Below are 2,158 nucleotides of genomic sequence, written 5' to 3'. Positions count from 1 at the left end.
GGGCCGCCGCCGCCGGTGCCCAGGTGCCGGCCCGCGGCCGCCGTGGGCGTCGGGCGTCCGTGGCGATCCCGGTCGTGCTCGTCGGTGCACTCGGCCTCGCCGGCTGCTCGTCCGACTACTGGCCCCAGGGTGGCGCGGCGGTGACCCCGACGCCGACCGCGACCGCCACCGGGGCTGCGGCGCAGACCGAGCCGACCGCGGCGACGAAGCAGCAGATCACCCGCATCGTGCAGCGCGTGGCCTACGTGGCGAAGCGCGCCGACGACGCCCGCAACGCGAAGATCGCCGAGCAGCGCTTCACCGGTGCCGCCCTCGACCTGCGCGAGGCGAACTACACGATCCGTGGCAAGGACTCGGACGTCGACGCCCCGCCGGCCATCTCCGCCGAGCAGGTGTGCGTGGCGCTGCCGCAGCAGACCGACTCGTGGCCGCGCACCGTGTTCGCCGTCGTCGCCGAGGACTGCGACGCGAAGTCGGCCCCGCAGGCGCTGACGCTCGTGCAGGACTCCGCCCGGGACGACTACAAGGTCGCCTACGACGTCTCGCTCGAGGCCGCGGCGAAGATCCCCAGCCTCGCCCCGACGTCGATCGGTGCCGCGCTGCTCGCGCCGAACACGAAGCTGCTCGCCATCGCGCCCGCGGACATCGCCGCGGCGTACGGCGACATCCTCTCGAAGGACAAGGACAGCTCGTACGCGTCGCTGTTCCAGGCGGACGGCGACGGCCTCCGGTCGACCATCGGCAAGGCGTACAAGGACAAGAAGTCCGATTCGCTGCCGGACACCGCGAAGATCGAGTACTCGTCCGAGGTCCCCGACGACAGCGCGGTGGCGATCGCGACGGACGGTGCCGGGGCACTGGTCTCCGCCGACCTCGACGAGGTCGAGAAGGTCACGCCGACCGCCGCCGGCGCCGAGGTGAACACCGAGGGCGCGGTCAAGGCGCTCTCCGGTGTCGACTCCAGCACGAAGGGCATCAGCGCCACCTACGGCGTGCAGCTGCTCTTCTACGTGCCCCCGGTGGGCACCGATGACAAAGTGGTCCTGCTCGGGTTCACGCAGGGCCTGACAGCAGCGAGTGAGGTGCAATGACGAACGTCCCCCCGACCCCGTCCGGTCTCCGCGGAGCCGTCGACCTGTCGTCCCTGGTGGACCGCGCCCAGCGGCCGCCCCAGCCCGGCGGTGCCGCTGCAGGCGGCCCCGGTTCCGGCGTCGCTTCCGGTGGTCCCGGCAGCGAGACCGGCGCCGACCTGACCGTCCCGTCGCTCGTCCTCGACGTCACCGACCAGACCTTCCAGGACGTCCTGCAGCTCTCCACGATCGTCCCGGTGATCGTCGACATCTGGGCGGAGTGGTGCGGGCCGTGCAAGCAGCTCTCGCCCGTCCTCGAACAGCTGACCGCCGAGTACGACGGCCGGGTGCTGCTCGCCAAGGTGGACGCCGACACGAACCCGCAGCTCGTGCAGGCGTTCCAGGCCCAGTCGATCCCGACCGTGGCCGCGCTCATCGGCGGACGCCCGCTCGGCCTCTTCGTCGGTGCCCTCCCCGAGGCGCAGGTCCGCGACGTCTACGAGCAGGTGCTGGCAGCCGCCGCCGAGAACGGCGTCTCCGGGCGCGTCACGGTCGACGGTGCTGCCCCGGCCGACGCCGTGGAGCAGGGCGAGCCCGAGCCGGAGCCCCTGCCGCCACACCACCAGGCCGCGTACGACGCGATCGAGCAGGGCGACTACGCCACGGCGATCCAGGAGTACAAGACCGCGATCGCGCAGGACCCGCACGACCAGATGGCCGTCGCGGGGCTCGCGCAGGTGTCGTTGCTCGACCGGCTGAACGGTCGCACCGCGGACGAGATCCGCGCCGCAGCGGCAGCCGGGCCCTCCGACGTGCAGGCGCAGCTGGCGGTCGCCGACCTCGACGTCTCGGGCGGGCACGTCGAGGACGCGTTCGGCCGGCTGCTCGACCTCGTCCCGACGGTGTTCGGGGACGAGCGCGAGGCCCTGCGCGTGCGGCTCGTCGAGTACTTCGAGCTCATCGGGAGCGAGGACCCCCGCGTGGTCGCCGCGCGCCGGCGACTGGCGAGCGCGCTGTACTGAGCGCGGGCGTCGCGGCCGGGACGCGACCGCAGGACGGACGGGAGGCGCGGTGCCAGCTGGCACCGC

1 protein-coding gene and 1 pseudogene are annotated in these 2,158 nt (G+C 73.2%); both read left to right on the top strand.

The features are described from left to right. Positions 1-1,091, top strand: a pseudogene (locus Q7F20_RS18470) (hypothetical protein); the annotation flags it as partial. Further along, on the top strand, positions 1,088-2,092 hold the full coding sequence (locus tag Q7F20_RS18465; protein WP_305741514.1) for a tetratricopeptide repeat protein: 1,005 nt from the start codon (positions 1,088-1,090) through the stop codon (positions 2,090-2,092). The pseudogene Q7F20_RS18470 and the gene Q7F20_RS18465, both read left to right, overlap by 4 nt. Positions 2,093-2,158 lie beyond the last annotated feature (66 nt).

Source organism: Curtobacterium sp. A7_M15, assembly GCF_030705415.1.
In the GTDB taxonomy this organism is placed as follows: domain Bacteria; phylum Actinomycetota; class Actinomycetes; order Actinomycetales; family Microbacteriaceae; genus Curtobacterium.
Note: the sequence above shows the minus strand (reverse complement) of the source record. Positions and strands in the feature narration are given on the sequence as shown.

Bases quoted from the DNA above. Each gene is read 5' to 3' on its own strand.
- Q7F20_RS18465 (WP_305741514.1), top strand. From the start codon at position 1,088: ATGACGAACGTCCCCCCGACCCCGTCCGGTCTCCGCGGAGCCGTCGAC.